This window comes from Pseudomonas sp. St29 (genome assembly GCF_001547915.1).
Taxonomy (GTDB): Bacteria; Pseudomonadota; Gammaproteobacteria; order Pseudomonadales; family Pseudomonadaceae; genus Aquipseudomonas.
This window is the reverse complement of sequence record NZ_AP014628.1, coordinates 1,804,984-1,831,553: the sequence shown is the minus strand read 5'-3', so window position 1 is coordinate 1,831,553 and position 26,570 is coordinate 1,804,984. Positions and strand designations below refer to the sequence as shown.

General features: G+C 63.1%; 29 protein-coding genes. 15 read left to right on the top strand and 14 right to left on the bottom strand.

Annotated elements, in window-relative coordinates:
- Position 1: 1 nt before the first annotated feature.
- From flgK to PST29_RS08235, 7 genes are all read right to left on the bottom strand, one after another.
- Complete coding sequence (gene flgK / locus PST29_RS08265) at positions 2-2,053, bottom strand: flagellar hook-associated protein FlgK (protein WP_060838121.1); 2,052 nt, start codon at positions 2,051-2,053, stop codon at positions 2-4.
- 10 nt (positions 2,054-2,063) lie between these two features.
- A complete protein-coding gene (gene flgJ / locus PST29_RS08260; protein WP_060842798.1) occupies positions 2,064-3,326 on the bottom strand; it encodes a flagellar assembly peptidoglycan hydrolase FlgJ in 1,263 nt (420 codons plus the stop codon).
- Between the two features lie 10 nt (positions 3,327-3,336).
- Positions 3,337-4,446 carry a flagellar basal body P-ring protein FlgI gene (locus PST29_RS08255; RefSeq protein ID WP_060842797.1) on the bottom strand — a complete coding sequence of 370 codons (1,110 nt, stop codon included), beginning with the start codon at positions 4,444-4,446 and terminating at the stop codon, positions 3,337-3,339.
- A 15-nt stretch (positions 4,447-4,461) separates the two neighbouring features.
- Positions 4,462-5,157: a flagellar basal body L-ring protein FlgH gene (flgH, locus tag PST29_RS08250; RefSeq protein WP_060838119.1), complete on the bottom strand. Its 696-nt coding sequence runs from the start codon at positions 5,155-5,157 to the stop codon at positions 4,462-4,464.
- A gap of 61 nt (positions 5,158-5,218) precedes the next feature.
- A complete protein-coding gene (gene flgG, locus PST29_RS08245) occupies positions 5,219-6,004 on the bottom strand; it encodes a flagellar basal-body rod protein FlgG (protein ID WP_060838118.1) in 786 nt (261 codons plus the stop codon).
- A 45-nt stretch (positions 6,005-6,049) separates the two neighbouring features.
- Positions 6,050-6,790 carry a flagellar basal body rod protein FlgF gene (locus PST29_RS08240; protein ID WP_016965788.1) on the bottom strand — a complete coding sequence of 247 codons (741 nt, stop codon included), beginning with the start codon at positions 6,788-6,790 and terminating at the stop codon, positions 6,050-6,052.
- 240 nt (positions 6,791-7,030) lie between these two features.
- Positions 7,031-8,584: a sigma-54-dependent transcriptional regulator gene (locus PST29_RS08235; RefSeq protein ID WP_060842796.1), complete on the bottom strand. Its 1,554-nt coding sequence runs from the start codon at positions 8,582-8,584 to the stop codon at positions 7,031-7,033.
- Between the two features lie 305 nt (positions 8,585-8,889).
- Here PST29_RS08235 and phhA point away from each other — a divergent pair, with 305 nt between their 5' ends.
- The 6 genes from phhA to PST29_RS08210 all read left to right on the top strand — a co-directional run bounded on the left by phhA (position 8,890) and on the right by PST29_RS08210 (position 13,210).
- Complete coding sequence (gene phhA, locus PST29_RS08230; RefSeq protein WP_060838114.1) at positions 8,890-9,681, top strand: phenylalanine 4-monooxygenase; 792 nt, start codon at positions 8,890-8,892, stop codon at positions 9,679-9,681.
- 69 nt (positions 9,682-9,750) lie between these two features.
- Positions 9,751-10,107: a 4a-hydroxytetrahydrobiopterin dehydratase gene (locus tag PST29_RS08225; protein WP_007930096.1), complete on the top strand. Its 357-nt coding sequence runs from the start codon at positions 9,751-9,753 to the stop codon at positions 10,105-10,107.
- Entirely contained in the window at positions 10,107-11,297 is a 1,191-nt protein-coding gene (locus PST29_RS08220) for an amino acid aminotransferase (protein ID WP_060838113.1), read from the top strand. The genes PST29_RS08225 and PST29_RS08220 overlap by 1 nt, the downstream gene beginning before the upstream one ends.
- A gap of 197 nt (positions 11,298-11,494) precedes the next feature.
- Positions 11,495-11,626 carry a hypothetical protein gene (locus PST29_RS32505; RefSeq protein WP_256596728.1) on the top strand — a complete coding sequence of 44 codons (132 nt, stop codon included), beginning with the start codon at positions 11,495-11,497 and terminating at the stop codon, positions 11,624-11,626.
- 85 nt (positions 11,627-11,711) lie between these two features.
- The gene (locus PST29_RS08215) at positions 11,712-11,894 is read left to right on the top strand and encodes a hypothetical protein (RefSeq protein ID WP_060838112.1); all 183 of its coding nucleotides are present in this window, start codon (positions 11,712-11,714) and stop codon (positions 11,892-11,894) included.
- Between the two features lie 116 nt (positions 11,895-12,010).
- Positions 12,011-13,210, top strand: a complete 1,200-nt coding sequence (locus PST29_RS08210) for an MFS transporter (protein ID WP_060838111.1) — start codon at positions 12,011-12,013, stop codon at positions 13,208-13,210.
- Here PST29_RS08210 and arfB read toward each other — a convergent pair.
- Complete coding sequence (arfB, locus tag PST29_RS08205) at positions 13,207-13,620, bottom strand: alternative ribosome rescue aminoacyl-tRNA hydrolase ArfB (protein ID WP_060838110.1); 414 nt, start codon at positions 13,618-13,620, stop codon at positions 13,207-13,209. The genes PST29_RS08210 and arfB overlap by 4 nt on opposite strands.
- Positions 13,621-13,800: 180 nt before the next feature.
- A complete protein-coding gene (locus PST29_RS08200) occupies positions 13,801-15,222 on the bottom strand; it encodes an amino acid permease (protein WP_060838109.1) in 1,422 nt (473 codons plus the stop codon).
- Positions 15,223-15,617: 395 nt separating this feature from the next.
- Between PST29_RS08200 and PST29_RS31645 the strand changes: the two genes are divergently transcribed.
- The 3 genes from PST29_RS31645 to PST29_RS08195 all read left to right on the top strand — a co-directional run bounded on the left by PST29_RS31645 (position 15,618) and on the right by PST29_RS08195 (position 17,415).
- Complete coding sequence (locus PST29_RS31645; protein WP_129405520.1) at positions 15,618-15,974, top strand: hypothetical protein; 357 nt, start codon at positions 15,618-15,620, stop codon at positions 15,972-15,974.
- A gap of 274 nt (positions 15,975-16,248) precedes the next feature.
- Complete coding sequence (locus tag PST29_RS32230) at positions 16,249-16,386, top strand: hypothetical protein (RefSeq protein ID WP_016964425.1); 138 nt, start codon at positions 16,249-16,251, stop codon at positions 16,384-16,386.
- 63 nt (positions 16,387-16,449) lie between these two features.
- Complete coding sequence (locus PST29_RS08195) at positions 16,450-17,415, top strand: leucyl aminopeptidase (protein ID WP_060842795.1); 966 nt, start codon at positions 16,450-16,452, stop codon at positions 17,413-17,415.
- A 163-nt stretch (positions 17,416-17,578) separates the two neighbouring features.
- Here the strand turns inward: PST29_RS08195 and rluB are convergent, their stop codons facing one another.
- The 5 genes from rluB to PST29_RS08170 form a co-directional block, all read right to left on the bottom strand.
- Positions 17,579-18,769: a 23S rRNA pseudouridine(2605) synthase RluB gene (gene rluB / locus PST29_RS08190; protein ID WP_060838107.1), complete on the bottom strand. Its 1,191-nt coding sequence runs from the start codon at positions 18,767-18,769 to the stop codon at positions 17,579-17,581.
- Between the two features lie 242 nt (positions 18,770-19,011).
- Complete coding sequence (gene scpB / locus PST29_RS08185) at positions 19,012-20,019, bottom strand: SMC-Scp complex subunit ScpB (RefSeq protein WP_060842794.1); 1,008 nt, start codon at positions 20,017-20,019, stop codon at positions 19,012-19,014.
- Between the two features lie 12 nt (positions 20,020-20,031).
- Positions 20,032-20,730 carry a segregation and condensation protein A gene (locus tag PST29_RS08180; protein WP_173655933.1) on the bottom strand — a complete coding sequence of 233 codons (699 nt, stop codon included), beginning with the start codon at positions 20,728-20,730 and terminating at the stop codon, positions 20,032-20,034.
- A 120-nt stretch (positions 20,731-20,850) separates the two neighbouring features.
- A complete protein-coding gene (locus tag PST29_RS08175; protein WP_042941347.1) occupies positions 20,851-21,480 on the bottom strand; it encodes an L-threonylcarbamoyladenylate synthase in 630 nt (209 codons plus the stop codon).
- Between the two features lie 13 nt (positions 21,481-21,493).
- Positions 21,494-22,354: a PHP domain-containing protein gene (locus tag PST29_RS08170; RefSeq protein WP_016965852.1), complete on the bottom strand. Its 861-nt coding sequence runs from the start codon at positions 22,352-22,354 to the stop codon at positions 21,494-21,496.
- An 87-nt stretch (positions 22,355-22,441) separates the two neighbouring features.
- Here PST29_RS08170 and PST29_RS08165 point away from each other — a divergent pair, with 87 nt between their 5' ends.
- The 6 genes from PST29_RS08165 to PST29_RS08140 all read left to right on the top strand — a co-directional run bounded on the left by PST29_RS08165 (position 22,442) and on the right by PST29_RS08140 (position 26,528).
- On the top strand, positions 22,442-23,038 hold the full coding sequence (locus tag PST29_RS08165; RefSeq protein ID WP_060838105.1) for a septation protein A: 597 nt from the start codon (positions 22,442-22,444) through the stop codon (positions 23,036-23,038).
- 1 nt (position 23,039) lies between these two features.
- Positions 23,040-23,339 (top strand): YciI family protein, encoded by a 300-nt coding sequence (locus tag PST29_RS08160; protein WP_060838104.1) that lies wholly within the window; start codon positions 23,040-23,042, stop codon positions 23,337-23,339.
- Positions 23,340-23,449: 110 nt separating this feature from the next.
- Positions 23,450-23,860, top strand: coding sequence for a translation initiation factor 2 (locus PST29_RS08155; RefSeq protein ID WP_016965849.1), 411 nt, complete (start codon positions 23,450-23,452; stop codon positions 23,858-23,860).
- A 7-nt stretch (positions 23,861-23,867) separates the two neighbouring features.
- Entirely contained in the window at positions 23,868-24,545 is a 678-nt protein-coding gene (locus PST29_RS08150; protein ID WP_016965848.1) for a response regulator transcription factor, read from the top strand.
- Positions 24,546-24,683: 138 nt separating this feature from the next.
- Entirely contained in the window at positions 24,684-25,121 is a 438-nt protein-coding gene (locus PST29_RS08145; RefSeq protein ID WP_016965847.1) for an LTXXQ domain-containing protein, read from the top strand.
- A 66-nt stretch (positions 25,122-25,187) separates the two neighbouring features.
- The gene (locus PST29_RS08140; protein ID WP_060842793.1) at positions 25,188-26,528 is read left to right on the top strand and encodes a sensor histidine kinase; all 1,341 of its coding nucleotides are present in this window, start codon (positions 25,188-25,190) and stop codon (positions 26,526-26,528) included.
- Positions 26,529-26,570: the final 42 nt, after the last annotated feature.

Below are 26,570 nucleotides of genomic sequence, written 5' to 3'. Positions count from 1 at the left end.
CTTAAAGGCTGTTGATCAGCGTGCTGAAGGTTTCCTGCGCAGCCTTGATGATCTGCGAAGACGCGGTGTAGTACTGCTGAAACTTGACCAGGTTGCCGGTCTCATCATCCAGGTTGACCCCGGACAGCGAGTCCCGGGCACCCTTGGCGTTGGCCAGGATGGAGCCGTTGGCCGCGGTGTCGAGCTTGGCCTGGCTGGCCTTGGCGCCGACGTTCTCGATCAGCTTGCCGTAGGCATCCACCAGGGTGATGCCCTTGCTCGCCGAACCGGTGTCCACGGTCTGTTTGGTCTGCAGACCCGACAACGCCAGACCGTTGCGGTTATCGGAAGAGCCGGCGCCATTCACCGAGATGCTCATGTTGTCACCGGCGTTGGGCGAACCGGCAACGGTCATTTGCACCGTGAAGGTCTTGGTCACGGGTGGCGTGCCGCCGTCGGTGATCGGGTTGCCGCTGGCATCGAGCATATTGACTTGCAGGTTCAGGACGTTGCTCTGCCCCGGCACGATGGAGCCGCTGCCCATCTTGGTGCCCTTGGCGTCAAAGTAATCGTATGTCTGGCTGCCGCCGGACGCCGCGTTGAACACCACCTTGACCGGGCCGGAGTTCTTGAGAGCGGTCTGCATCTCCAGCTTGCTGGCTACATCGTAGTTGTCGATCGGCACCGCCAGGGACGGCTGCGAAGAAATGCTCAGGGAGCTCTTGACCCCGGCACCCAGCTCGGCCTTCAACGGCGCGGCCAGAGCCAGGCGCTTGGAGTCGGTCATTTCCGTCTGGATGGTGGCTGCGGCATTGCGGGTCGGGATGATCTTGAAGCTGTCACCGGCGGCCACCGTACCAGTGAGGTTCAGCGAGAAGCCGTCGATCACCGGCGCCGGGCTGGTGGTCGTGCTGAAGCTGCCCAGGTCGGAGCCATCGGAACGCTTGACGCTGTAATCGGTGGCACTGCTGAAGGTCACCGTGTAGTCACTGGTGCTCAGCTTGCCGGTGTCCTTGATCGTCACATTGAAGTTGCCCGAACCGGCACTGTTGGTCGCGCTGGCCATGCTGCGCTGACTGATCATCCTGAGGCTGTTGATGTCGTTGAACAGGTTGCCGCCGAATTCACCGTTCTTGTCGATGCCCTGGGCCATCTGGCTGTTCATCTGGTCGGCTACCACCAGGGCCACGCGCCCCAGTTCATTCATGGCCGGGTCCAGCACTTCGCTGCGATAGCGCAACAGGCCGCCGATCTCGCCACCCGTGGTGACGTTGGTGATGTCCGCGGTACTGGTACCCCGGTTGATCTGCAGCATGGAGCGGGTCGGATCATTCTTGCCCTGCACCACTTCCAGGGTGTTGGCAGAGTTGCCCATCACCAGTGGCTGACCGCTGCCCAGGTACAGATCGAGGCTCGAACCGCGCTCCGATACCTGAACCCCGATGAACGTCGACAGCTGACGCACGGTTTCATTACGGGCATCCAACAGATCGTTGGGCATGCCGTTGCCGTTGGTCGACAGCTCGGAAATCTTCTGGTTGAGCTGAGCCACAGTGTTGGCCAGCTTGTTAACCTGGTCCGCCATGCTCGCCAGGTTGCCATTGATGTTGCTGTTCTGCTCGTTGAGCTGGCTGGACACCGAATTGAAACGGTTGCTCAAGGCCTGAGTGTCGCTGAGCAGCAACTGCCGGGAGGCCTCGTCGGTGGGCTTGGCGTTGAGGTTCTGCAGCGAGGCGAAGAACTTGGTCAGGGCGCCGTTCATGCCGGTGCCGTTGTCCGACAGCAACTGGTCGATCGGGCTGATCTGGCCCTGGTAGGCGGCCACGTCACTGTTGAGGGACGTGGCGGTGCGCAACTGGGCATCGAGGAAGCTGTTGTACACCCGGCGCACGTCGGCCAGGGTGGTACCGGTGCCGATGAAGACATTGCCGAATTGAGCGGAGGCCTTGGTGCCCTGCACGGTCTGCTGGCGCGAGTACCCGGCGGTGTCGGCGTTGGCAATGTTGTTACCCGTGGTCATCAACGACGTTTGGCTGGCGGCCAGCCCCGACATCCCGATATTGAGCAAACTCATGATTCAGACCTTATAAATTCGTGGAAACGCCCGCCGCAGCGTAGTTCTGGTAGTTCTTCATCTGCTTGGCTATCTGCGAAATCTTGCTAGCGTAATCCGGGTCCGTTGCATACCCGGCTTTTTGCAACTCGCGAACAAACTGTTCTGGTTTATCGGCCACCTTCAGCACTTCTTGATAGCGATTGTTGCTCTGCAACAAGGTCACCAGATCGTGGAAGCTGTCCTGATAGGAATCGTAGGAACGGAACGCCGCCGTCTCCTTGACCATCTGCCCATTGCGGAACTCACTGGTGATCGCCCGGGCCTGAGCACCCTGCCAGCTCTTGCCGGCCTTGATGCCGAACAGGTTGTGACTGCTGGTGCCATCCTGCTGGCGCATCACCGATTTGCCCCAACCGGTTTCCAGCGCGGCCTGGGCCACCAGATAGCGAGGATCGACGCCGATCCGCTGAGCCGCCTGCTGCGCCATTGGCAGCATGGTGGCCACGAAGTCGTCGGCAGAGCTGAAGGCGCGCTTGGCCGGCGCCAACGGCGGCTGGGCCATGGCCCGGCCATACACGCGCATCTTGCCCTGGGACGCGGCATAGCCCTGGTTGACCCGCCATTCGCCGCGCAGCACCGCATCAGCGGCCGCCGTGGTGCGACTCGGCGCAGGGTTCTGAGTGGTGGCATCGGCAACACCGCCGGCCGACGGCACGATCCCGGTCAACAGGCGATCGGTCAGCTTGCTTGGCAGCGACAGGCGACGCTGGTTGAGCAGGACCATGTCGTTATGGGCCACGGAGGTTCGCAACGGGTCATGGGCACGGGAGGCCCACAACGGCCGCTGGCCATTGGACCGGCTCAAGGGACCATCCTGGGCACTGGTGCCCGCGGCAATCGGCGTCGGTGTCGCCACCGGCGCAGCGGCCTGGGTTGGCGGCGTGGCGCCCGGCGTCGCCGGCTTGTTCTTCATCATCTGGCGCATCAGCACATTGGCCAGGCCGATACCGCCACCCTCTCGCGACAGGGACACCGCAAGCTGCTGATCGTACATGTCCTGGTATTGCTTGGCGGCCGGGGTATTGAGCGGGTTGTCCTGGGCAATGACATCCGTGGCCTTGCGCATGGACTTGAGCATTTCGTTGAGAAACAGCGATTCGAACTCCTGCGCCACCTTGCGCACGTTGGCTTCGCCGTTCTTGTCTCCGACCTTGAGTTGCTGCAGACGATTGAGGTCGGAATAGGACCCGGAATCGCCGCTGCCAATCAATCCGCTCTTACGTATATCCATGGCCGCCACCTCAAATCACGATCAAGTCGGCTTGCAGCGCGCCGGCCTGTTTCAAGGCTTCGAGAATCGCCATCAGGTCGCCTGGGGCCGCGCCCACCTGGTTCACCGCGCGAACGATCTCATCCAGGGTGGTGCCCGGGCCGAACTTGAACATCGGCTTGGCTTCCTGCTGCGCATTGACCCGCGAACGCGGCACCACCGCGGTCTGGCCATTGGACAGGGGACCGGGCTGGCTGACGATCGGGTCTTCGGTAATGGTCACGGTCAGGCTGCCGTGGGTCACCGCCGCCGGCGACACCTTGACGTTCTGCCCGATGACGATGGTGCCGGTCCGGGAGTTGATGATGACCTTGGCCACCGCCTGCCCCGGATCGACTTCCAGGTTCTCCAGGATCGACAGGTAATCCACGCGCTGGCTTGGGTCCAGTGGCGCGGTGACGCGGATCGAACCGCCATCGATGGCCTGGGCCACGCCCGGGCCGAGCATGTCGTTGATCTTGTCGACGATGCGCTTGGCGGTGGTGAAGTCCGAACGGTTGAGGTTCAGGGTCAGGCTGTTGCCCTGGTTGAAACCGCTGGGCACGGCTCGCTCCACCGAAGCGCCGCCGGGAATCCGCCCGGCCGACGGCACGTTGACGGTGATCTTCGAACCGTCGCGCCCTTCGGCGTCGAAACCGCCCACCACCAGGTTGCCCTGGGCGATGGCATAGACGTTGCCGTCGATCCCCTTGAGGGGCGTCAGCAACAGGGTGCCGCCACGCAGACTCTTGGAGTTACCGATGGACGAAACCGTGATATCCACCTGCTGGCCCGGCTTGGCGAAAGCCGGCAGATCGGCACTCACCGACACTGCCGCAACGTTCTTCAACTGCACGTTGCCGGCACCGGCCGGCACCTTGATGCCGAACTGCGACAGCATGTTGTTGAAGGTCTGCAGGGTGAACGGGGTCTGGGTGGTCTGGTCGCCGGTGCCGTTAAGCCCGACCACCAGGCCGTAGCCGATCAACTGGTTGGAACGCACGCCGGAAATACTGGCGATGTCCTTCAGCCGCTCGGCCTGAACGCCGAGGGAAGTGGACAGCAACAAGGCCGCCGCCATCAGGTGCTTGAAGTTGAACATGAGGCTTCTCATCACCTAGAAAGGGAACAGCGGGCTGAGGAAGAAACGGTCGAACCAGCCAGGCTGGTTGGCATCGGCAAAGGAGCCGGTGCCCGAATAGGTGATGCGCGCATCCGCCACTCGGGTCGAGGAAACGGTGTTGTCAGTGGCAATATCGTCGGCCCGGACCAGGCCGGCGATCCGCACCAGCTCGTCGCCGGTGTTGAGGGTCATCCACTTCTCGCCGCGTACCGCGATGATGCCGTTGGGCAGCACATCGGCCACGGTGACGGTGATCGAACCGGTCAGGCTGTTGCTCTGCGCCGCCTTGCTGTCGCCCTTGGTCGCGCGGTTGCCGCTGTAGCCGGCATTGAGGGTCAGGTCGCCATCGCCCAACGGGTTGTTGGTGTTGGGTACGGCACCGAACAGCGAGGTCAGGCCAACGCTGTTGGAGCTGGTCTTGGTCAGGGCCGAGTTGGCGCCCTTGCTGGCGTTGGTCCGCTCGTTCAGGGTGATGGTGATAATGTCACCGACCCGGAACGCCTTGCGGTCGCTGTACAGATTCTGCTCGAAGCCGGCCTGGTAAATCGAGCCATTGTTGGACGCGGAAGGCAGCGGTGTACGCGGCAATACTGGCGCGTAGTAAGGGTCATTGGGCTTGGGCGGCGGGGCAACACAGCCCGCAAGCACGGCACTCCCACTCAGCGCTAGAACACAAATAAACCGATTCATGACCCTTCCTCACGATGTTGCCGGCACGCCACATCAGACCTGTGGCGACCTCAAGACTTGATTACAGCTTCTGCGTTATGAACGAGAGCATCTGGTCGGCGGTGGAGATCACCTTGGAGTTCATCTCGTAGGCACGCTGGGTGGTGATCATGTTGACCATCTCCTCGACCGTACTGACGTTGGACGCTTCCAGAGTGTTCTGCAGGGTGGTGCCGAAACCGTTGAGACCCGGTGTGCCGATCTGCGGCGCGCCGCTGGCGGCGGTTTCCAGGAACAGGTTGTTGCCCTGGGCCTGCAGGCCGGCCGGGTTGATGAAGTCGGCGGTTTGCAGGTTGCCGATCACCTGGGACGCCGGGTTGCCGGCGATGGTGATGGATACGGTGCCGTCCTGACCCACGGTGAAGGTCTGCGCGTCGTTGGGCACGACAATCGCCGGTTCCAGGGCAAAACCACTGGCGGTGACGATCTGGCCATTGGAGTTGAGGTGGAAGGTGCCGTCACGGGTGTAGGCCGTGGTGCCGTCGGGTTGCAGGATCTGGAAGAAACCCCGGCCGTTGATCGCCAGGTCCAGCGGCTGCTCGGTGGTTTGCAGGCTGCCGGCGGTGAAGTTCTTCTGGGTGCCGACAATGCGCACACCGGTACCGACCTGCAGGCCGCTTGGCAGTTCGCTGTCCTGGGTCGACTGGGCACCCGGTTGACGCTTGATCTGGTACAGCAGGTCCTGGAATTCCGCGCGATCACGCTTGAAACCCGTGGTCGAGACGTTCGCCAGGTTGTTGGAAATCACACTCAGGTTGGTGTCCTGGGCGGACAGACCGGTTTTGGCAACCCATAGAGCCGGAAGCATTCGATTCTCCTCTCGCGCCTGTTTTACGGCGCTAGGTACTGGTAATTAGCTGATCTGCAAGACCCGAGCCATGGCCTGGTCGTCTTCTTTGGCGCTGTTCATCATCTTGATGTGCAATTCGAACTGCCTGGACAAGGCCAGCACTGCGGTCATCTCTTCCACGGCATTGACGTTGCTCGACTCCAGGAATCCCGACACCAGCTGGACATTGGCATCGGCCGGCGCCGGCTGGCCGTCCTTGGTCTTGATCGAGCCATCGAGCCCTTTGGTCAGGTTCTTGATGTCCGGATTGACCAGCTTGATGCGATCGACCTCGGCCATGACCCGCGGCCCCTCACCCATGGCACGGATGCTGATGGTGCCGTCCTGGCCCACTTCGATCTTCTGCTCAGGCGGCACGGCGATCGGACCGCCGTTGCCCATGACCGGCATGCCGTTGCCGGCACGCAGCACACCCAGAGCGTCGACGTTCAAGCTGCCGGTGCGCACATAGCTTTCGCTGCCATCGGGGCTTTGCACGGCGATCCAGCCCTTGCCGCTGACGGCTACGTCCAGGTCACGACCGGTTTCCACCATCGAGCCGGGAGTAAAGTCCGTGGCTGGCCGCTCGCCCATGGCAAAGGCCCGCGCCGGAAAACTGTCACCAAACACCGGCATCGCGCGCGCCTGTTCCAGGTCGCGCTGAAAGCCGTTGGTGGAGATGTTCGCCAGATTGTTGGCATGAGCCTTTTGCGCCAGTGCGTTCTGGCTGGCGCCGGTCATTGCCACATAAAGGTACTTGTCCACAATCGTTCCTCATCTGCCGGACGTTTGCCGCCCAACGCTGTACTGCGAAGCCATAAGCAATAAGCGCACCAAGTTTTTTCGAGAGGGTTTATCCCCAGGCGGAACAGGGCTTTGCCTCGTCCACAAGGCATTCAGCGAGCGGTAGCGGAGACGGAAAAACGGCGGCCTTATGCCGCAAACGGCAAGTAACGGCCCGGACACATGCCTGGTCGCCACCGCCGCTCAACACTGGGACTGGAATTACGGCTTGCCGACTTCGTATTCGCGCAACTTGTTGGCAATAGTGGTATGGGACACCCCCAGACGCTTGCCCAACTGCCGGCTGCTGGGATGCTCGGCATACAGGCTTTCCAGCACGGCCTTCTCAAAGCGCCCGACGATCTGTTCCAGGCCGCCCTCCAGGGAGAAATCCCCCAGGGGCTGACGGGCACCGTAGTCCGGCAAGCGGATGCGCTCGGCCTTGACCATGCCGCCATCACACAACGAGACCGCCTGGAACAACACGTTCTCCAACTGCCGGACGTTGCCCGGCCAGTGGTAGTGACTCAGGCGCTCCATGGCCGCCGGTGCCAGTCGCGGCAGCGGGCAGCCGATCTGCCGGCTGGCCTGATCGAGAAAATGCTCCACCAGCGGGGTCAGGCCATCGAGGCATTCGCGCAGGGGCGGTATGTGCAGCGACAGCACATTCAGCCGGTGATAGAGGTCCTGGCGAAACTCGCCCCGGGCACAGAGCTCCGACAGGTCGACCTGAGTCGCGCAAATTACCCGCACATCCAGATACACCTCTTCATCACTGCCCACCCGCCGGAAGCAGCCATCCTGCAGAAAACGCAGCAACTTGACCTGCAGACGCGGGCTCATCTCCCCCACGCCGTCGAGAAACAGGGTGCCTCCGGCGGTCAGTTCCAACAGTCCCAGCTTGCCCTCGGCCCGCGCCCCTTCGAAGGCCCCGGGGCCATAGCCGAACAGCTCGGTTTCGGCCATGGATTCCGGCAACCCGGCGCAGTTCAGGGCCATCAGTGGCGATTGCCCCCGCGGGCTGGCCAGGTGGCAGGCGCGGGCCAGCAGCTCCTTGCCGGTGCCGGTTTCGCCCTCGATCAACAGCGGCGCATCCAGCGGCGCCATGCGCCGTGCCTCACGCACCACCGCCGCCATGACTTTCGAACTCTGGAAAATACTGTCAAAACCGCGCAACTCCTGCTTGCGCACGTTGTAGATGCGCTCACCGACCCGATCCGCCCGATGCAAGGTCAATACCGCGCCGGCCATGGCCTCGCTGTCGTCGTGCTCGGATTGCAGCGGGGCGATGTCCGCCAGGAACACATCGCCCTTGACCTTGACCCGCAGCCCGTTGATCCGCGACTGGTTGGCCCGTACCAGTTCCGGCAAGTCGAAGTCCTCGGCATAGCGCGACAGGGGAATGCCCGGCACCTCATCCACCCGCACCCCCAGCAACTGCGCCGCCGCCCGGTTGGCGGCAACGATGGAGCCGCCCATATCGATGGACAGCACCGGGAACTCCAGCGCCCCCAGCAGCGCATTGAGCTCCATATGCCGACGTTCGCTGGGCATCAGCCCGACACGCTTGACACCGAAGACCCCGGCGATGGATTCGAACTTGGGGCGCAGCGCCTGGAACTGCAGATTGATCAGGTTCGGGCAGTGCAGGTAGATGGCGTTGCCATGCTCGCCCCCCACTTCGCCACGGGCCACGTTGATCCCGTACTCCACCAGCAGATTGAGAATGTCGCGCAGGATGCCGATGCGGTTCTGGCAGTGAACTTTGATACGCATAAAAGGAGGCCCGGAGCTGATGATAAAGGGCATAAACGCCGAAAACCGACGCTTTTGACGCCGGCCTTGGCAAACTTTCTGCAGGGTGACGCAGATAATCGTCAAGATTATGTGACAGCAAAGGGCTTTTTCAAAGCTGAAAACCCACAACACGGCGGCCATCCAGGCAAATTCGTAACGATTACTTTACAAATAGGCACCCAATAGCCCCTCACGCCCACCGAACGCCTGCTGCAAAGCGTCGCACCCTCGGGTAAGACTGGGGTCACACATAACAAGAACGCATCCCCTGGCAGGAGAGCAGCATGAAGCAGACGCAGTACGTGGCCCGCGAGCCCGACGCGCAAGGTTTTATCGACTATCCACCCGAAGAACACGCGGTGTGGAACACCCTGATCACGCGTCAGCTGAAAGTCATCGAGGGTCGTGCGTGCCAGGAGTATCTGGATGGCATCGAGAAACTCGGACTGCCCCACGATCGCATCCCGCAGTTGAGCGAAATCAACAAGGTCCTCGGCGAAACCACCGGCTGGCAAGTGGCCCGGGTGCCGGCGCTGATTCCCTTTCAGACCTTTTTCGAGCTGCTGGCCAGCAAGCGTTTCCCGGTGGCGACCTTCATTCGTACCCCAGAAGAGCTGGACTACCTGCAGGAGCCGGACATCTTCCACGAGATCTTTGGCCACTGCCCGCTGTTGACCAACCCCTGGTTCGCTGAATTCACCCACACCTACGGCAAGCTCGGCCTGCAAGCCACCAAGGAAGAGCGGGTATACCTGGCGCGCCTGTACTGGATGACCATCGAGTTCGGCCTGGTAGAAACCCCGGCCGGGCGACGCATCTATGGCGGTGGCATCCTCTCCTCGCCCAAGGAAACCGTATACAGCCTCTCCGAAGCCCCGGAACACCAGGCCTTCGACCCGCTGGAAGCCATGCGCACGCCGTATCGCATCGACATCCTGCAACCGATCTATTTCGTCCTGCCCAACCTCAAGCGCCTGTTCGACCTGGCCCATGAAGACATCATGGCCCTGGTCCACCAAGGCATGCAGCTGGGCCTGCACGCGCCCAAGTTCCCGCCAAAACCCAAGGCGGCCTGAGCGGTTCGCACTCGCGAGCCGCTGCGAAAGATAGTAACTTCCAACAAGAATCGAACTCAGGAACACACCATGACCGCTCTGAACCAAGCCCATTGCGAAGCCTGCCGCGCCGATGCTCCACAAGTCAGCGACGAAGAACTGCCGGTACTGATCAAGCAGATCCCTGACTGGAACATCGAAGTTCGCGACGGCGTGATGCAGCTGGAAAAAGTCTTCCTGTTCAAGAACTTCAAGTTCGCCCTGGCCTTCACCAACGCCATGGGCGAGATCTCCGAAGCCGAAGGTCATCACCCGGGCCTGCTCACCGAGTGGGGCAAGGTCACCGTGACCTGGTGGAGCCACTCGATCAAGGGCCTGCACCGCAACGACTTCATCATGGCCGCCCGCACCGACGAAGTGGCCAAGACCGCAGAAGGACGCAAGTAATGCATTTCGACGCCATCGGCCGGGTACCCGGCGACCCGATTCTCGGCCTGATGGGGGCCTACGCCAGCGATCCCAATCCGAACAAGTTCGACCTCGGCGTGGGGGTCTACAAAGACGCCCAGGGCCTGACTCCGATTCCGCGTTCGGTGAAGCTGGCCGAGCAGCGCCTGGTGGATCGCCAGGACACCAAGATCTACATCGGCGGCCACGGCGACGCGGCCTTCGGCAAGGTGATCAATGAACTGGTGCTGGGCAGCGACTCTGCGCTGATCGCCAGCCAGCGCGTCGGCGCCACCCAGACCCCGGGCGGCACTGGCGCCCTGCGCCTGAGCGCCGACTTCATCGCCCACTGCCTGCCGGGCCGTGGCGTGTGGCTGAGCGATCCGACCTGGCCGATCCACGAAACCATCTTCGCCGCAGCCGGAGTCAAGGTCAGTCACTACCCTTACGTGGGCAGCGACAACCGCCTGGACGTCGAGGCCATGCTGGCGACCCTGAACCGGGTGCCCGAGGGCGATGTGGTGCTGCTGCACGCCTGCTGCCACAACCCGACCGGCTTCGACCTCAGCCACGCCGACTGGCAACGGGTACTGGACGTGGTGCGCAGCCGCAAGCTGCTGCCACTGATCGACTTCGCCTACCAGGGCTTTGGCGATGGCCTGGAGCAGGATGCCTGGGCGGTGCGGCTGTTCGCCGCCGAACTGCCGGAAGTGCTGATCACCAGCTCCTGCTCGAAGAACTTCGGCCTGTACCGCGACCGCACCGGCGCCCTGATCGTTTGCGCTCAGGACGGCGAGAAACTGCTGGACGTGCGCAGCCAACTGGCCCACATCGCCCGCAACCTGTGGTCCACACCACCGGATCACGGCGCTGCAGTGGTTGCCACCATCCTTGGCGATGCCGAACTCAAGCGCCTCTGGATCGACGAAGTGGAAGCCATGCGCCAGCGCATCGCGCAACTGCGCGCCGGCCTGGTGGAGGCCTTGCAACCCCATGGCCTGGCCGAGCGCTTCGCCCATATCGGTGTGCAACGCGGGATGTTCTCCTACACCGGCCTGAGCCCGGCTCAGGTGCAGGCGCTGCGTGAGCAGCACAGCGTGTACATGGTCAGCTCCGGCCGCGCCAACGTGGCCGGGATCGACGCCACCCGCCTGGACCTGCTGGCCGAGGCAATCGCCCGGGTCGTCTGAAACATGTGTTTGCCGAGGCGGGTGTCTAAAGGACGCCCTCCTCGGCAAGGCATTTGCGGCGCAGCCCTGATCCTTTCATCCCAAAAAATCGCGATAAAAATCTTTTTGTCATTTCCAGTGCTGTATCCTGCCCAGGCTTTTTAAAAGCGCGGACCTACCCAGCGATTTAAAAAACAGACTTTGCGAGGAGCAACGACATGCATGAGATCCCGAATCTCCCCTTCCCAAGCCTGCACGAAACTGAGCAGACCACCCCGCCCCAAGCCAGTGCTGAAAAGCCTGTAGTGCAAGAAGCCGCCGACCGCCGCAAGGCCGACAGCGAAGACTGAAAAATGCTGTAACCAGACCGTGTGGAAAGCGCTACTCAAGCGCTTTCCACACCGCCTGAAACCTCCCTCCGAGCCTCACCCGACCATGACCGACTCCTTCAGCGAAACCCAGGCCAGCGTGCTGATCGGCACCGCGGAAAAAATGATCGAGGTGTGGAACCGCCTCAGCGCGCAGAAACAGGCCGCCCTGCTGGCCCGCTTCGGCACCCAGGAAAACGCCATCGCCGCCCTGGTCACCACTCACCTGCTGCAAGACCAAGACGCCTGAGTCAACACCCTGACCCGAAAGATCTGAACAACGCGTCGAATTCTCCCCCTGCATCAGCGTCCACATCGGTATCATAAGCAGCCTATCTATTTAGCTGTCGCCGTGGACCCATCCCCATGCCAGATTCCCAGCGCCCCTTGGCGGTCACGCTGCAAGTCGTCTCCATCGTCCTGTTCACCTTTATCGGCTACCTGAACATCGGCATTCCCTTGGCGGTGCTGCCGGGCTATGTGCACAGCGACCTGGGTTTTGGCGCAGTCATCGCCGGCCTGGTGATCAGCGTGCAGTACCTGGCCACCCTGCTCAGCCGCCCCTACGCAGGACGCATCATCGACAACCTGGGTAGCAAGCGCGCGGTGATGTACGGCCTGGCCGGCTGCGGACTGAGCGGTGTGTTCATGCTACTTTCGGCCTGGCTGCAACATCTGCCGACCCTGAGCCTGATCAGCCTGCTGACCGGCCGCCTGGTGCTGGGCAGCGCGGAAAGCCTGGTGGGCTCGGGTTCGATTGGCTGGGGCATCGGGCGAGTCGGCGCGGCCAACACCGCCAAGGTGATCTCCTGGAACGGCATCGCCAGCTACGGTGCCCTGGCCATTGGCGCGCCCCTGGGCGCGTGGCTGGTCGATCATCTTGGCTTGTGGAGCATGGGCTCGAGCATCATCCTGCTGGCCGTGCTCGGCCTGCTGCTGGCCTGGCCGAAAGTCGCCGCCCCCATCGTCGCCGGCGAACGCCTGCCATTCATCCATGTGCTGGGCAAGGTCTTCCCCCACGGCTGCGGCCTGGCCCTGGGCTCCATCGGCTTTGGCACCATCGCCACGTTCATCACCCTGTATTACGCCACTCAGCATTGGGCCAACGCGGTGCTGTGCCTGAGCCTGTTCGGCGCCAGCTTCATCGGTGCCCGCTTGCTGTTCGGCAACCTGATCAACCGCCTGGGCGGCTTTCGCGTGGCGATCGCCTGCCTGTCGGTGGAAACCCTCGGCCTGTTGCTGCTGTGGCAGGCTCCGGACGCCAACTGGGCCCTGGCCGGCGCGGCCTTGAGCGGCTTCGGCTTCTCCCTGGTGTTCCCGGCCCTGGGGGTGGAGGCGGTGAACCTGGTGCCGGCCTCCAGCCGAGGTGCCGCGGTGGGCGCCTATTCGCTGTTCATCGACCTGTCGCTGGGCATCACCGGCCCCCTGGCCGGGGCGATTGCCGCGGGCTTCGGCTTTGCCTCGATCTTCCTGTTCGCCGCCATCGCCGCCTGCTGCGGCCTGGTACTCAGCCTGTGCCTGTACCGTCAGGCGCCCCGGCAGCGCAAGGAACGCGCACTCGGCTAGAAGTCCACCTTGCCGCGACCGGCCTTGATGTTGCCGCGCTTGGCCTTGCTCTCCAGACGGCGCTTCTTCGAACCCAGGGTCGGTTTGGTGGGGCGGCGTTTCTTTTCCACCTTGACGGCACTGAGGATCAGCTCGGTGAGGCGCTCAAGGGCATCGGCACGATTCTGCTCCTGAGTGCGGTACTGCTGGGCCTTGAGAACGATCACGCCGTCACTGGTGATGCGACTGTCGCGCAGCGCCAGCAGGCGCTCCTTGTAGAAGGGCGGCAAGGACGAGGCCGGAATGTCGAAGCGCAAATGCACCGCGCTGGACACTTTATTGACGTTCTGCCCTCCCGCGCCCTGGGCGCGGATGGCGGTCAGCTCGATCTCGGCATCCGGCAGATGCACATTGTTGGAAATCACCAGCATGGAACAGGAATCCGTTTTCAGGGCCCACAGGATACCCCCATTACCTGGGCTCCGGCGGGCCTCTTCGCCGCACAGCACACACTTGCAGGCGGCCTGCCGGCGCACGCGATCCAAGCCCGCCAAGAATCACAGGCATGAAAAACCCGGCCGGAGCCGGGTTAGTCCTTACGGGGGCCGCGCTTACTTCAGCGAAGCACTGGCCGCCTGCAGCGGTTGCTGGGCACTGCGCTTGTTCTTGATCAGGTAGCAGACCCACATGAACACCACCCACACCGGGATCGCGTACACCGAGATCTGGATGCCCGGGATCATCAGCATGATGCCGAGGATGAACACCACGAATGCCAGGCAGACGTAGTTGCCATAGGGGTACCACAGGGCCTTGAACAGCGAGGTCTGGCCGGTGCGGTTCATGTGCTGGCGGAACTTGAAGTGCGAGTAGCTGATCATCGCCCAGTTGATCACCAGGGTCGCCACCACCAGGGACATCAGCAGTTCCAGTGCGTGCTGCGGGATCAGGTAGTTGAGCACCACGGCAACGAAGGTCACCACCGCCGAGGCGAGGATCGACATCACCGGCACACCGCGCTTGTCGATCTTGGCCAGGACTTTCGGCGCATCCCCCTGCTCCGCCATGCCCAGCAGCATGCGGCTGTTGCAGTAGGTGCCGCTGTTGTACACCGACAGCGCCGCGGTCAGGACCACGAAGTTGAGGATGTGCGCCGCAGTGTTGCTGCCCAGCATCGAGAACACCTGGACGAACGGGCTGCCGCTGTAGGCATCGCCGGAAGCGTTCAGGGTCACCAGCAGGGTGTCCCATGGGGTCAGCGACAGCAGCACCACCAGGGCGCCGATGTAGAAAATCAGGATGCGGTAGATCACCTGATTGATCGCCTTGGGGATCACGGTCTTCGGCTTGTCGGCTTCAGCTGCGGTGAAACCGAGCATTTCCAGGCCGCCGAAGGAGAACATGATGATCGCCATGGCCATCACCAGGCCGCTGACGCCATTGGGGAAGAAGCCGCCGTGGGACCAGAGGTTGCTCACCGAGGCCTGCGGGCCGCCATGGCCGCTGACCAAAAGGTAGCTGCCCAGGGCGATCATGCCGACGATGGCCACCACCTTGATGATGGCGAACCAGAACTCGGCCTCGCCGAAGACCTTGACGTTGGCCAGGTTGATGGCGTTGATCATCACGAAGAACACCGCCGCCGAGGCCCAGGTCGGAACGTCCGGCCACCAGTAGTGCACGTACTTGCCGACCGCGGTCAGCTCCGACATGCCCACCAGGATGTAGAGAATCCAGCAGTTCCAGCCAGAGAGGAAACCGGCGAAGCCGCCCCAGTACTTGTGGGCGAAGTGGCTGAAGGAGCCGGCCACCGGCTCTTCGACGATCATCTCGCCCAGCTGGCGCATGATCATGAAGGCGATGAAACCACAGATGGCGTAGCCGAGGATCATCGATGGGCCAGCGGATTTGAGTACCCCGGCCGAGCCCAGGAACAAACCGGTGCCGATCGCGCCGCCCAGGGCGATCAGTTGAATATGGCGATTTTTCAGGCCGCGTTTCAGCTCGCCCGAATGCGAGTTTTGTCCACTCATGAAAAGGTTCTCACGCAAGGTTTGATGATGTTTGCAAGACGTTGCCGCCCGATGAGGCTTAAGCGGCGCGGAGCAAACCCCAGCGCAGGCACCCGAAATTCAGCGTTTTTCTAACGGTCATGCGTCACCTGTTTGTTTTTATCTGTGACGAAATCGAACCCACCACGCTCGTGACGCGGCGGAGTGAACAAGGTGGATAACCTTGAGTTTATTGGCCCGGCAGCGCGGCTCCCAGCGCCCTCGGGGCAGGCTGAAACGCGCGACGCAGACGCAAAATGCGCGGGTACGCAGTTGGGTCACAGTTAAAACGCCGCGCATTGTACACCCCTGCCCCCCTGCCGCCAGACACCGCTGTATCAGCGTGCCGGTAACCGGGATCTTGCGGGGCCTGCTCGATGCTCGACATCGGCGGCGGAACATTGGACGGACCGCGTGGGGTCGTCGATGAAGGTGCGATGACCATCGCCCTTCGAAGGGTGTCGGTGAAAGTCGGTTACGGCGTTCATTGCGCCTCCTTCTTGTTATGCACCTGTACGCAGGCAGGTGTGCATCTCACCCGCCTTGGCGCTCCGGAACAAGCGGGCCAGAGCCTCGGCAAGCAGATGGCTCACGGTCCGCCGGCAGCTTTTCCTTACAGCGCCACGACCCGTGCCGTTTCAGGGCGCAACACGCAACATTTCGTCATTTTTTCTTTACAGCGCGTAACGTTAACTTGCCAAGACAGATCATCCGCCCCGGCGACTGCAAATTGACGCACCGACCGCGGCGCCGCCGGGAGTGCTTTAGCTTTTTGTTTTCAGGCGATAAATAGCTCGCGCAAAAATAGAAAATAAAGTTCAGTAGAAAATAATCTAAATATTTTTTTGCACTTCAAAATGCCCTGAACTAGGTTTCCAGCCACTTGCCGGATGCCTCGTCCGACAGGTACGAGGAGCGGCTGCGCAGCCTGTGCAAGCATCTCGTTCACCGCTGTTGATCCGCTCTGCCAATGGACTGCTATGCGCTATGTCATCTAGGAGAGTCACCATGCAAACACTGGAACAAGACCTGGAAACCGAACTGCAACTGGACGAGTGGTTCGAAGCGGCCACTCATGATGCAGCCGTGGAAATGATGCAGGCCGACGCCGTGGTGCCGTTCGGCACGGCGATGTGGCCAATGTAAGGCGCCCGGACCGGAGCAGGCCTTGCGCCTGCCCCGGTCACCTTTGTCCTCCAGGGAGGTTTTATGGACCAGACCCGCGCCATCCGCCATTTCCTGTACTACCTCGAACGCCACCCGGCCCTGAGCAACGCCCGAGCGCAGAAAGTGGTGCTCGGCCACACCGCCGACTACCAGGCCATGGTCAGTGCCATCCTCGAACAGGCGCGCCAGGCCACGCCGCTGACGCTCAGCGCCCTGCGCCTGGACCTGGAGCCGGCCGAACGCCTGGCCCGGGCGATCATCGACTGCGACCTGTACATTTTTTTCTACGACTCCTCGACCCTGGCCCAGCCTCGCCCCGATGGCCCGGAGTTCCTCCGCCCGCTGCACGGACTGATGGCCGAGCACTGGAAGAAGTCGCTGCTGTTCAAGGATTACGGCGAGTACTTCTACGACACCTTCAGCGTCGAGCCGCAGCGTATCGCCGACCTCAATGCCACCTTGATCCGCCGCCTGTCCCAGGCTTCCACCCTGAGCTTCAGCGACCCCCAGGGCTCATATTTCGAGACGCCCCTGAGCAACGTGAAGAAATGGACCGACATCAACGGCGTCGGCAACTACGACCTGGCACCCGGGGAAATCGCCACCCACAGCGAGGCCATCAACGGTCATGTGAAGTTTCTCGGCACCTTCCTCGGCACCATCCCTTTCGCCCGTAAATACGGGGTACTGCAAGCACCGCTGGAGCTGTGGATCGAGAACTCCAGCATCACCAGGGTCGCCACCGAGGTACCGGGGCTGGCCAACGACTTCAACAAATACCTGGATGCCAACCCGTCCAACCGGCGCATCGAGGAGCTGGGCATCGGCACCAACGAAGGCATCAGGTCCCTCTACGGGCGCAATTCCGGCTTCGAGGAGCGCCACTGCGGCCTGCACCTGGGGCTGGGAGGCGGCGCCAAGGGCAGCCACCACCTGGATCTGATCTTCAGCTCAGGGGTGCTGGCGGTGGACAACAAGCCGGTGTTCGACGGCCAGTTCGCCTTCTAGCGCAACCGCAGGCTGGTGGGTAGACGCTGGCTTTTCAGCGAAGACGATCATGCCCCAGGCCCAGGACTTGAGAGCCTGTTCGCCGGCAAGCCGGCGCCCACCAAGCACAGGGCAAAAAAAAACGCCAACCCGAGGGTTGGCGTTGTTGTCGGCTGGCCGACGCTTACTCCGGCTTGCGACGACCGAAGCCGGGACGCTGGCCGGCACCGGCCGGGGCGCCACGACGCTTGCCAGACGGCGCGTCCTTGTCCAGCACCGGGCTTGGACGCTTGGACTTCGGTGCCGGTTTGGCCGGACGCTTGGTGTCCGCCGGACGCTCGGCTACCGGCGTGCCCCGACCGCTGGCCGGACGCGGCGCGCGTGGCGCGCGCTCACCATCCTGACGGGCCGCCGGCTTGCGCCCTGGGCGCTCGCCTTCGATCTGCGGCTCGCGGGAAGCACGCGGGCTGGCCGGTGCGCCGGTGGCCGGACGCAGGGTGCGCACGCGCTCGCTCTTGCCCACCGGACGCGAGGATTTGCGCTGCATGCGCTCCAGCTTGTCCTTGGACTTGGCGTTGAGCTGCGGCAGGGCCACCGGGGTCAGGCCGACTTCGGCACTGAGCACGTCGACTTCGTACTGGCTCATTTCGCGCCAGCGGCCCATGGGCAGGTCGGAGTTGAGGAACACCGGACCGAAGCGCACGCGCTTCAGGCGGCTGACCACCAGGCCCTGGGATTCCCACAGGCGGCGCACTTCACGGTTGCGACCTTCCATCACCACGCAGTGGTACCAGTGGTTGAAACCTTCGCCACCGGGCGCCTGCTGGATGTCGGTGAACTTGGCCGGGCCGTCTTCGAGCATGACCCCGGCCTTGAGGCGCTCGATCATCTCGTCGTCGACCTCACCACGCACACGCACCGCGTACTCGCGGTCCATCTCGTAGGACGGGTGCATCAGGCGGTTGGCCAGCTCACCGTCGGTGGTGAACATCAGCAAGCCGGTGGTGTTGATGTCCAGGCGGCCGATGTTGATCCAGCGGCCTTCCCGCGGACGCGGCAGCTTGTCGAACACGGTCGGACGGCCTTCCGGGTCGTCACGGGTGCAGATTTCGCCGTCGGGCTTGTTGTACATGATCACGCGGCGCACCGATTCGGCGGCCTCTTCGCGCTTGATCACCTTGCCATCGATGGATATGGCGTCATGCAGGTCGACGCGCAGGCCCAGGGTGGCCTCTTTGCCGTTGACCTTGATCCGGCCCTGGCTGATCCAGGCCTCGACGTCGCGGCGCGAGCCGACGCCGATACGGGCGAGGACTTTCTGCAGTTTCTCGCCGGCTGGACGGATTTCCTGGTCGTTCTGATCGGTATCGCTCATCTGGGCACCTCCCGGTGTAGCGCTTCAGGCTAGAGCGGCCTGAAGACGTGAAAACAGGTTCTGTGGCGAAGGGATCGCCAAAGGGTCGCGAATCATACGCTCATGGCGGCGATTGCGCATCACAGACTAGTTGATAAGTCGCCGCCCGGGCTTTTTTCCGCCAACCGGTGACCGGCATCGCCGTGGGAGCCGGCTGGCCGGCACGTCATGCGCCGCACCGACTGACGCCTTCGCCGGCAAGGTCAGTCGTCCAGCAGGCGGCGTTCGTTCTCGATGGCTTCGGCCAGGGCCAGGGCTTCGGCTTCTTCTTCGCTCAATTGCGGTGGCGAAGGCTCCAGCGCGGCCACGGCGGCCAGCAATTTGGCCCGGGCCTCGGCGACACCCAGCACATCGTCCTCGGCTGCACCCTGCGGCTCTGCTTCGGGCTCGATCGCAAACTCATGGGAGTCATCCAAGTCGTCACCAGGGATGTCAGGCTCGGCTTGCACCTCCGGGTGATCGAACAGCGGCTCCGAGTTCCCAGGCTCAACCGCGCCATCGCGATGCAGGTCGTCGAAGTCGGTCTTGATCCCCTCCTCCATGGAGTCCAGCTCCAGCAACAGGGTATGGAAGCTGGTTTCTTCCTTGGGCTCCTCCTGCTCCGCGCTGGCGTCGGCCAGTTGCTGCAAGTGCTCGGGCACGGGGGCGTCATCGAACTCCAGCACCGGCTCGGCTTCGATCTCCCGCAGTTCGGCCAGCGGCGGCAGGTCGTCGAGGTTCTTCAGGTTGAAATGGTCGAGAAAGGCCTTGGTGGTGGCGAACATCGCCGGTTTGCCCGGCACATCACGGTAGCCCACCACCCGAATCCACTCGCGCTCCAGCAGCGTCTTGACGATGTTGCTGTTGACCGCCACGCCGCGCACATCTTCGATCTCGCCGCGGGTAATCGGCTGGCGGTAGGCAATCAGGGCCATGGTTTCCAGCAGGGCACGGGAGTAGCGCTGCGGGCGCTCCTCCCACAGGCGGCCGACCCAGGGCGCGAATTTTTCGCGGATCTGCAAGCGATAGCCGGAAGCCACTTCCTTGAGCTCGAACGCCCGCCCCTCGCAGGATTTGCCCAGCAGGGCCAGGGCCTTCTTGAAGACGGCCGGGTCCGGCCGCTCGGCTTCTTCGAAGAGCTCGAACAGGCGTTCCAGGGACTGGGGTTTTCCCGAGGCCAACAGAAAGGCTTCGAGCAGGGAGGCCAGCTCGCGGGGTTCATTCAGGTTCATGATTTAAGCTCGTTATTCGGCTCGCGCCCGTACGTGGATGGCCGCAAAGGGCTCATTCTGCACCAGCTCGACCAGGGATTCCTTGACCAGTTCGAGGATCGCCATGAAGGTCACCACCACCCCCAGGCGCCCTTCCTCGGCGGTGAACAGCTCGACAAAGGGCACGAAACCGCCGCCCTTGAGCCGTTCCAGCACATCGCTCATGCGCTCGCGGGTAGACAGGGCCTCGCGGCTGACCTGGTGGCTTTCGAACATGTCGCCACGGCGCAGCACCTCGGCCATGGACATCAGCAACTCTTCCAGGGCCACATCCGGCAGCAGCTTGCGCACCCGAGCCTCGGGCGCATCGAGCTTGGGCACCACCACGTCGCGGCCAACCCGGCTCAGGCCGTCGATGCCTTCAGCGGCGGCCTTGAAGCGCTCGTATTCCTGCAGGCGGCGGATCAGCTCGGCCCGCGGGTCGTCCTCTTCTTCCTCGACCTCGGCGGAACGCGGCAAAAGCATTCGCGATTTGATCTCGGCCAGCATCGCCGCCATCACCAGGTACTCGGCGGCCAGCTCCAGGCGCACCGACTGCATCAGCTCCACATAGCCCATGTACTGGCGGGTGATTTCCGCCACCGGGATGTCGAGGATATTGATGTTCTGCTTGCGGATCAGGTACAGCAGCAAGTCCAGCGGGCCTTCGAAGGCTTCGAGGAAGACCTCCAGGGCATCCGGGGGGATGTACAGGTCCAGGGGCATTTCCATGACCGCCTGGCCATAGACCATGGCGAATGGCAGCTCCTGTTGGGCACCGGCCTGCTCGTCGACGGTTTCTACTGCGGACATCTAGGCCTCGGCCATGAACGGCGCAGGGTCGCCGCAACCGACGCGGATCACTTCCGGCTCGCCATCGGCCAGGCTGATCACTGTGGACGACTCGGTGCTGCCAAAGCCGCCGTCGATGATCAGGTCCACCTGATGCTCCAGCAACTGGCGCATCTCATAGGGATCGCTCAGGGCCTCGGTGTCGCCGGGCATGATCAGGCTGACGCTCATCAGCGGTTCGCCCAGCTCGGCCAGCAGCGCCAGGGCAATCGGGTTGCTCGGCACCCGCAGGCCGATGGTGCGGCGCTTGGGGTGCAGCAGCAGGCGCGGCACCTCTCGGGTGGCATTGAGGATAAAGGTATAAGGCCCCGGCACATGGGCCTTGAGCAGGCGGAAGGTGCCAGTGTCGATCTTGGCGAACAGGCCCAACTGCGAAAGGTCGCTGCAGATCAGCGCGAAGTTGTGCTTGTCGTCCAGTTGCCGCAAGCGGCGCACCCGCTCGATCGCCGCCTTGTCGCCCATCTGGCAGGCGACCGCATAGGACGAATCGGTGGGATAGATCACCACGCCACCGCCACGGATGATCTCGACGGCCTGTTTGATCAGGCGCGGCTGGGGGTTTTCCGGGTGGATCTGGAAAAATTGACTCACTGTCTCTACCTGTTCAGGCGGCAATAATTGGCTCATGTTTGAAGCGACACCATAGCGGTGGCAGATCCTCGGGTACCGGGCGGTATTCGCCGATCTCGGACCAGCCTCCTGGACCATGAAAGTCACTGCCGGCGCTGACCAGCAGTCCGAATTCACGAGCAAGAATAGCCAAACTGCCCACTTGCTCCGCAGGTTGATGGCCATTGACCACTTCGATTGCATGACCACCGGCTTGAATATAGTCGGCAATCAGACGGCGACGCTTGCTGCGGGTGAAATCGTAGTGCCAGGGATGGGCCAGGCTGACCCAGGCACCGGCCTCGCGCAGGGTGCCGACCGTTTCCTCCAGGGTGGGCCAGTGCAGCTTGACGTCACCCAGCTTTCCCGCCCCCAGCCACTTGCGGAAGGCTTCGGCGCGGTCCTTGACGAAGCCGGCACGCACCAGGTAGTCGGCAAAGTGCGGCCGCGCCGGGGCGTTACCGCTGTCTCCCAGCTCCTGCTGGATGGCCCGGGCGCCTTCCAAAGCGCCCGGCATGCCCTTGAGGGCCAGCTTGCGGCTGATTTCCTCGGAACGCAGCCAGCGCCCTGCGTGAAGTTTCTCGATAGCTGTCACCAGGGCCGGGGCCCGGGTATCGAATCCGTAGCCCAGCACATGAATAGTGGCGCCGCCCCAGGTGCAGGACAGTTCGACGCCATTGACCAGTTGCATGCCCAGTTGCGCCGCTGCCTGACGGGCCTCGTCCAGCCCTTCGAGGGTGTCGTGGTCGGTCAGGGACAGGATTCGCACGCCTCTCTCGTACGCACGCGCAACCAGAACCGCAGGCGCCAGGGCGCCGTCGGAGGCCGTGCTATGGCAGTGCAAATCGACATTCACAGGATGTTAAAACCTCAAGTCAGCTGGCGCTTTCGCGACCAAGGATGTTTGTTATTATGCCGCCACATCCTGCTTCTGGCTGCCACTGTGAAACAATTCATCGACTTCATCCCGCTGTTCCTGTTTTTCATCGTCTATAAAATCGATCCCCGGGTCGTCGACCTGGCCGGGCACGAAGTCACCGTGGGCGGTATCTACAGCGCCACGGCGGTGCTGATCATCAGTTCCCTGGTGGTGTACGGCGCGCTGTTCATTTCCCAGCGCAAACTGGAAAAGAGCCAGTGGCTGACCCTGGTCGCCTGCCTGGTCTTCGGCAGCCTGACCCTGGCCTTCCACAGCGAAACCTTCCTCAAGTGGAAAGCCCCGGTGGTCAACTGGCTGTTCGCCCTGGCCTTCATCGGCAGCCATTTCATCGGCGACCGCCTGCTGATCAAGCGCATCATGGGCCACGCCCTGACCCTGCCTGATCCGGTGTGGACCCGCCTGAACATCGCCTGGATCGCGTTCTTCCTGTTCTGCGGCGCCGCCAACCTGTTCGTCGCCTTCACTTTCCAGAGCATCTGGGTCGACTTCAAAGTCTTCGGCAGCCTGGGCATGACCGTACTATTCCTGGTGGGCCAGGGCATCTACCTGTCGCGCCACCTGCATGACGCCGATCCCACTACCCCGAAAACCGAGGACTGACATGCTTTACGCAATCATTGCCACAGACGTCGCCAACTCCCTGGAAAAACGCCTGGCCGCACGCCCGGCGCACCTGGAGCGACTGCAAGTACTCAATGAGCAAGGGCGTGTGGTGCTGGCCGGCCCGCACCCGGCGATCGACAGCAACGACCCCGGCGCCGCCGGCTTCACCGGCAGCCTGATCGTGGCCGAGTTCGAGTCCCTGGAAGCCGCCCAGGCCTGGGCCGAGGCCGACCCCTTCGTCACTGCCGGCGTTTACGCCAACGTGCTGGTCAAGCCGTTCAGGCAATCGATGCCGTAAATCCTCCCCGACGCGATGAACCTTCAGGGTCCATCGCGTTCTCAATCGCTCATTATTCTCGTTTGACGGCCGACAACCTGCCCAACACTCGATTGGAATCAGGAGTTTCGATGCGCCAAGGTCCGCTGTGTCTGCTGTTGGTCATGTTGTCGATCGGGGCTCCGGCCCTTGCCGAGGAAACCCAGGAAACCGGCCATTCGACGCCGCTGTCCCTGAGCGCCGGCAGTCAGATCACCGAGTTGCAGCAACGCTTGAAAGAGAGCGAGCGCCTGCGAGAAGAGCTGAGCAAACAATTGCAAAGCGCCGACGCCGAACGGGAAAGCCCACAGCTGGCCCGCTTGCGCCAGGAGAACCAGCGCCTCAAGCTGCAGCTCAAAGAGGCCCAGGCCAACCCGGTGCCGCGACTGCTGACCGATCAGCAGCAATGGTTCGTCACTGGCGGCGGCGTGGCCCTCATCGCCCTGCTCTGCGGTATCTTCGCCAGTGGCGGGCATCGCAAGCGTCGACAATGGCTAAATTGAGTGATTCATGAGCGACCTGTTACTGATTGATGATGACCAGGAGCTGTGCGAGCTCCTGAGCAGTTGGCTCGGCCAGGAAGGCTTTCAAGTACGTGCCTGCCACGATGGCTTGAGCGCACGCCGGGCCCTGGCCGAAGCGGCCCCGGCAGCCGTGGTGCTGGACGTCATGCTGCCCGACGGCAGCGGCCTGGAACTGCTCAAGCAACTGCGCAACGACCACCCCGACCTGCCAGTGCTGATGCTTTCGGCCCGCGGCGAGCCCCTGGACCGCATCCTCGGCCTGGAACTGGGCGCCGACGACTACCTGGCCAAGCCTTGCGACCCTCGCGAACTCACTGCCCGCCTGCGCGCCGTCCTGCGCCGCAGCCACCCGGTGGCGGCTTCCAGCCAGCTGGAGCTGGGCGACCTGTGCTTCAGCCCGATTCGCGGCGTGGCCACCATTGACGAGCAGGACATCAGTCTCACGGTTTCCGAAAGTCGCCTGCTGGAGGCCCTGCTCAAGCAACCTGGCGAGCCGCTGGACAAGCAGGAACTGGCGCAGATCGCGCTGGGCCGCAAGCTGACCCTGTACGACCGCAGCCTGGACATGCACGTCAGCAATCTGCGCAAGAAGATCGGCCCCCACCCAGATGGTCGCCCGCGCATCGTTGCCCTGCGCAGCCGCGGCTACTACTACAGCCTGTAACCGCGTCCCGACGCCATTGTCAGGACGCCGGCCCGGCGTCTTTACCCAAGCTTTACCCTCCACTGACCGCCGCTGACCTTGATCTGGGTAACCTGAACTCATCCGGAACTTACCGGGAATGAGACAAGGAGACACACCATGCGCAAGACCCTGATCGCTCTGTTGTTCGCCGCCGCCCTGCCAACCGTGGCCATGGCCATGCCTGAGGGCAACGGCCCGATGGGGCCGATGGACGGTCCACGGCACAGCGAGCACATGCGCGGCAAAGGCCCCTTCGGTCAACTGGACCTGAGCCGTGAGCAACGCCAACAGATCGGCAAGCTGATGGGTGAGCAAATGCACGACCGCAAGGCCGTCGTGGAAAAATACCTGGAGAAACTCTCGCCGGCCGACCAGAAAGCCATGAAAGACGAACTGGCCGCCAAACAGCAGAAAACCCAGGCTGACATCCGCGCCCTGCTCAAGCCCGAGCAGCAGAAAGAATTCGACGCCATCGTGAAGAAACAAGAGGAACGTCGCGCCGAATGGGCCGAGTTCAAGGCCTGGAAAGCGCAACAACCGCAAAAAGCGCAATAATGCGTTAGCGTCCATCCCCCAGCCCAGTGGCCTGCGCCACTGGGCTTTCGCGTTCGAGGAGTCTCTGTGCGTTCATTGTTCTGGCGCATCCTGGCCAGTTTCTGGCTGGCCATCACCCTGGTTGCCGGGTTGTCGATCCTGCTCGGGCACATGCTCAACCAGGACGCCTGGATCCTCAGTCGCCATCCGGGGCTCAACAGCCTCACCGCGGAGTGGACGCAAACCTACGAAACCCAGGGCGAAGACGCCGCCCAGGACATCCTCCAGCAGCGCAAGCGCCAGTACCACATCGATGTCCAGGTCCTCAATGAGAGCGGCGACCCGGTGGTACGCGGGACTTTCCCGCGCCGCGCCGCCGCCTTCGAGGCCCGGCAGAACAACGACGACCGCCACCTGCCCTGGCGCCGCCTGACTGCGGAATACACCAGCCCGACCACCGGCGATACCTATCTGTTCATCTACCGCATCCCCCATCCGGAGCTGGATGCCTGGCACCGAGACAGCCTGACCTGGCCCCTCAGCGCCCTGGCCATTGCCCTGGTGGTGCTGACCCTGTTCAGCCTGCTGGTGACCCTGTCCATCACCCGTCCGCTGAGCCGCCTGCGCGGCGCCGTACACGATCTGGGCCAGGCCAGCTATCAGCAGAACAGCCTGGCGCGCCTGGCCAATCGGCGCGACGAGTTCGGCGTGCTGGCCCGGGACTTCAACCGCATGGGCTCGCGTCTGCAAAGCCTGATTGGCAGCCAGCGTCAGTTGCTGCGGGATGTGTCCCACGAACTGCGTTCCCCCCTGGCACGGCTGCGCATCGCCCTGGCCCTGGCCGAGCGTGCCGCCCCCGAAGAGCGGGAGCGGCTGTGGCCCCGACTGACTCGGGAATGCGATCGCCTGGAGGCGCTGATCAGCGAGATCCTGGTGCTGGCCCGGGTCGACGCGGACAACGCCAGCGCCGAGGACGTGGACCTCAATGCCTTGCTGCTGGCCCTGCAAAAAGACGCGCAACTGGCCTGCCCGGAGCAACAGGTGCAGATCGACGCCCAACCGCAGCTGAGCCTGCGAGGCTGGCCGACCATGCTGGAGCGGGCGGTGGACAACCTGCTGCGCAATGCCCAGCGCTTCAACCCCGCCGGGCAACCGATCGAGGTCCAGGCCCTGCGCCAGGGCGACAGGATCCTGATCAGCGTGCGCGACCACGGGCCCGGGGTGGGCGCCGAACACCTGAAACAGTTGGGTGAGCCGTTCTTCCGCGCGCCAGGGCAAAGCGCACCCGGCCATGGCCTGGGCCTGGCCATTGCTCGCCGGGCGGCGGAGCGTCACGGCGGCAGTCTGTTACTGGACAATCACTCCCAGGGCGGCTTCATCGCCACCCTGGAGTTGCCCCTGATGCCCGGCGCGCCAGCCCCCGCCTGAAACCAGCGCGGGCAAGCCGCTACTGCCAGGTCCGGCGGTAAC